This window comes from Methylobacterium sp. 1973 (assembly GCF_040545035.1).
GTDB classification, from domain to species: Bacteria; Pseudomonadota; Alphaproteobacteria; order Rhizobiales; family Beijerinckiaceae; genus Methylobacterium; species Methylobacterium fujisawaense.
The window spans coordinates 1-8,013 of sequence record NZ_JBEPLA010000032.1 but is presented as its reverse complement, the minus strand read 5'-3'; the positions used below and the strand labels follow the sequence as shown (position 1 = coordinate 8,013).

The following is an 8,013-nucleotide window of genomic DNA, read 5'->3' as shown; positions in this document are numbered from 1 at the left end:
GGGAGCGCTGGCGGATCGAGGCGACCTTCAACCGCCTCAAAGACTTCCGCCGCATTGCCACCCGCTACGACAAACTCGCCCGCAACTACGCCTCGACCCTCGCTCTGGCCGCCGTCATCGCCTTCTGGTGCTGATCGAGTCCACACCCTAGCAAAAGCTGCGAAGAGAGACGCCCGTCGGTTCCGCCGAGCTCAACACGCGATATCGGTTTTCATATTCTTTGTGACAGTATAATAATCTGATGGTGTATCCGCGAGCCGAATTTATCAAGACTCGTATTATCACAGCAGCGGAAAACGGTGCGTATGCACTGGTCATCCTGCCATCATTGACATGACTTTGGCCGTTTCTATGGACCATCCCTCATAGGCCGCACACCTAATCTAAACATCAATCATTTATCTACTAAAACTGATTTTTAGCGCCAGTAAATCCAAGCAATGTATGAAAATTAACCCTATTGCCAGACGGCGTGATAGCCGATATAGAGAATTCGGCCGCGTTATCAAGGCCGCACACAAAGTCTGAGATGCGGCCCGGATGTCTAGAGTGGGCTGTCTATTAGCGTGCGCCGCGCACCTGTGCTTTTGCGAGTTCTGGGGACACGTCGAGTTGCGAAGTCATTCCTAATAAATTCCGAAACTGCGAAAACGCCAAACAGCAGTCTTCAGCGATAGTATCTCGCAGCGTTCGTATGGTGCAATCTCGCGCGAAGCCGTATTATTCAAAATAGTTTAATACAATAAACGGACAATTTAAGCTTATGTAAGCGATATTGAAGAATAAATTATACTTTTATTCATTGGCGACATACAACCACGCGTCGAAAAGCCATTATTTTATATTTATTTTTGGGTGACATGAAATAAATCCGGGAGGATATTTTCAATACGCCGCTTTGACTCAATCGATTATGTGAAATAGATCGAGGAGACTTAAGCGATGAGTTCTGCTGAACACGGGTTGCTTGTGACCTCAGGTCCTGAAGCTCGAACGGGGGCTGACCACACATCCAATATTCGGCACAGCGCGCATGTCGCAATCGATATAACTGTTGCGGCAGCTGCCATCCTCCTTCTTATGCCGCTTTTCGTTTTGATCGCCATTTTGGTCTCGCTCGACAGTCCTGGACCTATTTTGTTCCGGCAAGAACGTACTGGACTGAAGGGTCGCAAATTCAATATATATAAATTTCGTACGATGCATGTCCAAGAAAATGGACCCATCGTGCAACAGGCGAGTCGCAGCGATGCGCGCGTAACTCGGATCGGAAGATTTCTAAGACGCAGCAGTCTCGACGAACTTCCACAACTACTGAACGTAATCAAGTGTGAGATGGCGATTGTGGGACCTCGTCCCCACGCTGTTTCCCACGACATTTACTATGGAAAAATAATCCCCAATTACAATGCTCGGTTCAATGTGCGCCCCGGTATCACCGGATGGGCACAGATTAGTGGGTCACGGGGCGCAACGCCTTGCTCTGCCGATATGGAAAAGCGCGTTGCGCTCGATCTTTGGTATGTATCAAACGCCAGCCTTATGCTTGATTTCAAGATTATCGTGAAAACCGTTTTGATGTGCCTCGCATTCAAGCTGGATGCTTACTGAATCGCGATCTAAAATGAATGCAACGGATTTTTGTTCGCGCCTGAGATTAGATCGGATGCTAGGTTCCCCGGGACGGGCTGCACATATTGGCGCCTCGGCGCCCCGAAATCCGGTAGCTCCAAGCGAGGTTTTCGCGATGCAGAAGACAGTTGCTGTTACTGGCGCCGCAGGATACATCGGTTCTGTTCTCGTCGCACAACTTCTGGATGTCGGCTACCGCGTTCGAGCAATCGATGCTTTTTTTTTCGGGCATCAGTCATTGCGTAACCTTCAAGACCATCCCGCGATGGAGATTCTGCGGTGTGACATCCGCAATTATCCGCCAGGAGTTTTCGATGATTGCGACATTGTTGTTGATTTAGCCGCATTGTCGAATGACCCGTCCGGAGACCTAGATGCCGAACTAACGCGTTCGATCAATGAGCGGGGACGGATCGCCTCGGTGATGCTCGCTGAGCGGGCTGGGGTCAAACGCTATCTCTTTGCAAGTTCCTGTGCCGTCTATGGTGAGCATATTGGCAGCGACGTGAGTGAGGATTCAACGCTTCGGCCGCTCACATTATATGCGGAGACGTGTGCAAAAGCCGAAGAGGTCGTATTGAGCCGAAACAGATCGGATTTCACCACCGTATCCTTGCGGAATGGTACCGTTTTTGGCCTTTCGCCACGAATGCGGTTCGACTTAGTTGTCAATAAAATGGCGCTCGATGCTTATGAATTCGGCTGCATCAGTGTGGTCGGAGATGGCGCACAATGGCGCCCTCTCATTCACGTCGAGGACGTCGCGCGAGCGTTTTTGCTTACCCTTGATGCGCCTGATCGGTCCATTGCCGGCCAAGTGTTCAACATAGGGCGTGAAAATTGCCAGATCTCGGAAATTGCATATCAAGTCTGGTTAGCGAGTGAGGCTGCACCAGCGATCTCCTATGTGGGTGTCGGAGAAGATCGTCGAAACTATCGCGTCAGCTTTGCCAAGGCTGAGAAAGGACTCGCGTTTCGGGCGCATCGGTCGATTGGGTGCGCCGTCTCGGACGTCCAGACGGCGCTCCGGGATGGGCGGGCCGGTAATGCGCCTTGCTGTCATACGGTCGAATGGTATCGCTCCCTCTTAGCGACGAAGGGCACTGGTCTCGGTTTCGGGCACCGGCATGTGAGCGGCAATATGAGTGCGGTCCGGTGAACGGGTCCAAGCCAAACGCGATTTGTGGAGCGCCGACGAAATCCGAGGCAATCTGGCTTCTGGTGCCCAGAAGCCACTTTACCGAGCCGAACTTACATGGATGGAAACACCGTTTTTTCGATAAAGGCCGCAGGTGACCGGCGGTCGCTACCGCAAAGATCGAAAGATGAGGCTTGGCTTTTGGTCACCTCTCCGATGTCTGTGGCGACATAACGGAGTCTTTTGCGTCCTTGCCATTGTGCGTCAATCGATTTTGGTAAATATAAACTGCTCCCAGCGCGCGGTGAACTGCACCTGACTCGCGCTGGTGTCAATGAGCAGCCGGTCGTATCGCAGATTACAGTCGATATCACGGCAAGATTGTCACCGAATAATTTTGGCCTCGTGAGCACAGATCGGATACCGAAGCTGTCATCTGTTCGCACGGCACCGGCCTCAGAGCCCGTGATTCAGATGGACGCACAAAGCTGATTTCGTCAGATTTCGACCGTTAGCATCGACTTTATAAGTAAACGCAGCAATCGCAAGTAACAATCAAAGAGGCCAATCACAGTGGCCCCGCTCGCTCAAATCAATCAGCGCCAAGATCGAATCTCTTGAAACGCAAGCGAGCTAAAGCGATGCCACACAGCGAGAGATCTGTATGCATGTAGCGGGACAATAGCCGGAAAGATGCGATGCATCGTCATATATAGTACGGTCGCGCAGAGCAGTAGCATCGACGCAATAAATAAAATCGCAATGATCAAACCGTCAGCAGCCCGAGCCGATCGAGATCGGGATCCGTGGGTGCTGTCCTGAACCTCAAGTGCGGGCTGAGCTTGGCGCAAATCCAGACACTCTATTATTCAGCAGGTGATTAACTACGCATATCTAACGCTCCATGTCGATACCGAGCCGACGAAAATATCGCTCGCCGGAGAACAATCGAGCTCCCGTCACTCGGTATATCCTGCGGCGTGACACAATGCTGAAGCCGCTTCGACTGGCCCGCTCGATTGCCACTGCAGAAGGTATACTGCCCCCCGGACGGCATGGGAATGGGTCTCAATTGCCCGGCTCCAGAGCCCTCAGGGTCACTGGATAGGCTGGCTGGTGCGCGGATGAATCGTGTTGTTCGGTTGCAAGCCAGCTCGACAGAAGCCACCTGTCGGTCGCAATGCTAGGCCGGGTGGTGAATTGATTCCAGCGGCGCCTCAAGGATGAAGAATTCAACGGCATCTCGTGGGCCAGAGGGCCTCGGCCCCACATGGGGTCGCCTTCGATCGCAATGGTGCCGTGGGCCGGCGACGACCCAACCCGCCCTGTGATCCATCATTGTCCGGGCGCGGGCTGCGTCGTTTGTGTCATCGTTCAAGGCACGTCTCAGGTTGCCTACGCTCACTGAAAATCGCGCTCGGCTCTGATGTCACGACCGAGTCCCGGTCTCAGTGCCGGAACGCCGAACATTCAATTCTCACATCCTTCGCAGATAGATCGAACAGACTGCCGAATGAGGATCTCCGCCTGACGATCCCGCTCTGCAATCTCGGCGTTGCTGACCTGACGGCGCGGTGCCTGAATACGCCGTTGCGAAGCTGCCGACTTCGGCTCGTTCGTCGAGGGCGCAGCCGCAAAGGCCGGCAGGCGTTCGACCGTTGTGACGGCTGCAGCACCCATTCGATCGTGGGTGCGATGAGCGAGCACGGCTATCGGGTCGACGCCATTGCCGGTCTGACGTCGGCGGGGCGCTTCGAGAGCCCTACTGTCATCGAGATCGGCCACCGGTGCGGGATCCACGGTCGTCATGGAAGGGCTCGATTCCAAAACCGTCAAGCTCAGACATCCACCCAAACCTCCGCTCAGACAGATCGAAAGACTGAAGGAGGCGATGCGCCATTGCTTCGAAGCCATTTCGGGCCGCCATGAACGAGATCTAGCCAAAACGAATTGGTCCGACGATGGATCGCCCGTATAGGTAGTCCTCCGGCGATACGCTTACCGAATTTGATTGCAGAACGCTGATCGAAATGTGCGATTTCTGGCACCATACTGCTTTCGGAGAGCTGAGCAGATGATAAAGGTTGCAGGCTTTTCGGTACACAAATGGCTTTAAAGACAGACGAGACTCGAGCGCGGGCCAACCGGCGCCAGCCTTTCCATCGGTGATTGATCAGTTCGAGGTGTTGACCGGCGGCGCCGGCGTCGCTCGATCCAAGATGGATTTCAGCTATCTCTGCATCGCGTGAGAGAATTGAACCCTCGTCTAGAGCCTTTCCCGCTTACGTAGCGACGGCTAAGTCGTTGTCGTAGACGACGGCGGCGAGGCTGTTGCGGCACTCGTCTGGGGTGAAGCGGGTGAAGGCGTGCCGGATGGCGTTCCAGAGGTCTGGCACGGTGCGGGCGACTGCGCTCCGCAGCAGGGCTTTCAGCTTGGCGAAGATCTGTTCGATCGGGTTGAACTCGGGGCTATAGGGCGGAAGGTAGAGCAGCCGGGCGCCGGCCGCCTCGACCGGCTCGCGGATGCCGCTGACCTTGTGAGCTTGCAGGTTGTCGAGGATCACGATGTCGCCGGGCCGCAGCACCGGGACGAGGCGGTTGGCGACGCAGTCGCGAAAGCGCTGGCCATTGGTAGCGCCATCCGCGAGGTCGAAGGCGCACAGGCCGGTGGTGCGCAGAGCGACGGTGATAGTGGTCGTTATGTAATGGCCCTGGGGCACGAGGAGCCGGCAGCGCTTGCCGCACGGGGCGCGATCGTAGCGGCGGGCCATGTTGGTGGCGGCCGCCGTCTCGTCGAGGAAGACGAGCTTGTCGGGGTCGAGGTCAGGCTGAGCCGCGAACCACGCCTCACGCGCCGCCTTCACGTCAGCCCGCTCCTGCTCAGTTGCGTACAGCGCCCCTTTTTACGGGTGATCCCATGGCGAGCGAAGAAGCGTGACAGCCCGCTCGTGCTGGTCTGCACGCCCTGCTCGGCCAGGGCGTCGCGCAACTCGCGCAGGAAGCGTTCGGGCCGGGCCTCGTCGAGGGAGAGGATCAGATCCGCATGCTCCTCGATCGCCGGCAGGCGGTCGTCGCCGTGCGTCGGTTTGGGGGCGACGTGACCCTGCTGCGCAAACCGTTGCGACCAGCGGCTGGCGCTCGACACGCTCACCCCGAACCGCGCCCCCGCCTGTTGGAAGGAAGCGCCCTCTGTCACGGCCGCCACGACGCGCTCGCGCAGATCGACAGACAACGGTGAATGCATCGCTGGCTCCTTCACCCGTCGACGCTCCAGCCACCGTCCTGTCGCAACACCGCCGGGCACGGCTCTAGTTCGCCTTCAAAGGCCGCTTACATATCTCAGCCGCGAATGAGCCGTGGATAAGAGTGCAATTTAAAACCCAGGAATGACCTGACCGGTATTGTGGACCGAGCCGCGTGAGCGACTGTCTTGCCGGTCAAGCGGTTTGCCATGGCGTTCCGTCCCTCAGGATGGCGTTGAGGATGGTGATCAGCTTCCGAGCAGTGGCAATCAGAGCAACGAGCTTAAGTCAGGTGACACGGCAAACTGCCCCCCTGACGCCATGAGGACCTGCCCCCCTCGATGAGCGAGGAGGTTGAGATGATCAGGAACGAAGATCAGGCTCTTCAGCGGACGGACGATCCGCGGAGGGCCGAGATGAAGACGCCGGACGACGTATCGGCGATGGTGTGGCTGACGGCGCTGGGCTGGGGTGCCAAGCGGATCGCGACCGAGCTCGGCTGTTCGAAGAACACGGTCAAGCACTGGCTCCGTCAGGGTGATTGGCGTCCCTCTAAAACGCCGTCTCGATCGAAGCGGCTCGACGGCTTGATGGACTGGTTGGCCGAACGGTTCCGGCAGCATGCCGGCAACGCCGACTTCGTGCGCCAGGACCTCGCCAACGAGAAGGACATCCACGTCAGCCTGCGCACCGTGGAACGGGCTGTGGTGCCGTTGCGGCGGGACCTGGTGATCGCCGCAACGGCGAGCGTGCGGTTCGAGACGCGGCCAGATGAGCAGATGCAGATCGACTTCGGCGAGCGGCGGATCGAGATCGGCGGTGTGCCAACCCGGGTCTCGCTGTTCGTTGCGACGCTCGGTTACTTGCGTCGACTGCACGTGCGCGCCTTCGGCCACGAACGGCAGGAGGACTGGTTCGCCGGATTGGAGAGCGCCTTTCAAGCCTTCGGCGGTGTGCCGCATGAGGTGCTGCTCGACAATGCCCGCGCCCTGGTCCTGCACCATGACCCGGTCAGCCGCGAGGTCATCCTGCATCCGCGGTTGCACGCCTTCTCACGGCATTGGGGCCTCCGGGTGCGGGCCTGCGCCCCGTACCGGGCGCGCACGAAGGGCAAGGACGAGCGCGGCGTTGGCTACGTCAAGAGGAACGCTGTGGCCGACCACCGCTTCGCGAGCTTTGCGCCCCTGGAGGCGCATCTCGATGCCTGGACGCGGGATGTGGCCGACCGGCGCGCGCACGGCACGACCGGTGAGGCGCCGGGCGCGCGGTTCGCCCGGGACGAGGCCCGGGCGCTGCAGCCCCTGGCGGGCGTGCCGCCGTTCTCCGCCGCACGCGATCTCGTGCGCCGGGTCGGGGCAGACTGCGCGGTCAGCGTGGACGGCAACGCCTACTCGGTGCCGTGGCGGCTGATCCTCCCTCGGTGTCGCGGACACAAGGAGATCATTTCGCGGTCCTCTCGGCTTGCTCGGGCGTGAGATAGCCGAGTGCCGAGTGGATGCGTTGCCGATTGTAGTAGCCCTCGATGTAAGCGAACAGATCACGCCGCGCTTCATCCCGGGTCGCCCGTCGTCGCTGATGGACGAGCTCGACCTTGAGCGTGTGGAAGAAGCTCTCCATCGGGGCGTTATCGTAGTAGCAAGCCGTGCGGCTCATCGACGGCTTCACCCCCATACCGGCGAGCTGTCTCCGGCAGGCCTCGGCCGCGTACTGGCTGCCGCGATCCGAGTGGCAGATCAGCCCGGCGGCCGGCCGCTGCCTCTGGGCGGCCATCATCAATGCCGCTACGCTCAGCTCGGCGCGCATGTGATCGCGCATCGACCAACCGACGATCTTGCGCGTGGCCAGATCGAGGACGGCGGCCAGGTACAGCCAGCCCTCGCCGGTCGGCAGGTAGGTGATATCGGCCAGTGAACCGCGCCGGGTTTTCCGGAGGCCGTTTGGTTTGGCTCAGGCGGCCAAGGCTTGGACCTCGGCTTGGGCATAATAGCGTGCCTCCGCCTC

General features: G+C 58.4%; 5 protein-coding genes and 2 pseudogenes. 4 read left to right on the top strand and 3 right to left on the bottom strand.

Annotated features, from left to right (window positions below; all coding sequences use genetic code 11):
* The 3 genes from ABIC70_RS28155 to ABIC70_RS28145 form a co-directional block, all read left to right on the top strand.
* Positions 1–134: transposase (locus ABIC70_RS28155; protein ID WP_354442390.1), on the top strand; the 134-nt coding region annotated here is incomplete at its 5' end.
* Positions 135–942: 808 nt separating this feature from the next.
* Positions 943–1,611: a sugar transferase gene (locus ABIC70_RS28150; RefSeq protein ID WP_354442388.1), complete on the top strand. Its 669-nt coding sequence runs from the start codon at positions 943–945 to the stop codon at positions 1,609–1,611.
* 136 nt (positions 1,612–1,747) lie between these two features.
* Positions 1,748–2,791, top strand: a complete 1,044-nt coding sequence (locus ABIC70_RS28145) for an NAD-dependent epimerase/dehydratase family protein (RefSeq protein WP_354442386.1) — start codon at positions 1,748–1,750, stop codon at positions 2,789–2,791.
* A 1,449-nt stretch (positions 2,792–4,240) separates the two neighbouring features.
* Here the strand turns inward: ABIC70_RS28145 and ABIC70_RS28140 are convergent.
* The gene (locus ABIC70_RS28140; protein WP_354442384.1) at positions 4,241–4,579 is read right to left on the bottom strand and encodes a hypothetical protein; all 339 of its coding nucleotides are present in this window, start codon (positions 4,577–4,579) and stop codon (positions 4,241–4,243) included.
* A 473-nt stretch (positions 4,580–5,052) separates the two neighbouring features.
* Positions 5,053–6,014 (bottom strand): IS630 family transposase gene (locus tag ABIC70_RS28135; RefSeq protein WP_354442382.1). Its coding sequence is split into 2 segments (ribosomal slippage): positions 5,053–5,663 and positions 5,663–6,014, totalling 963 coding nucleotides; the frame shifts between segments, so codons are not numbered across the junction.
* A gap of 357 nt (positions 6,015–6,371) precedes the next feature.
* Between ABIC70_RS28135 and istA the strand changes: the two are divergent.
* Positions 6,372–7,424 (top strand): annotated as a pseudogene (gene istA, locus ABIC70_RS28130) (IS21 family transposase); the annotation flags it as partial.
* Between the two features lie 28 nt (positions 7,425–7,452).
* On the opposite strand, the pseudogene ABIC70_RS28125 reads toward istA, so the two are convergent.
* Positions 7,453–7,920: pseudogene (locus tag ABIC70_RS28125) on the bottom strand (IS3 family transposase); the annotation flags it as partial.
* Between the last annotated feature and the right edge of the window lie 93 nt (positions 7,921–8,013).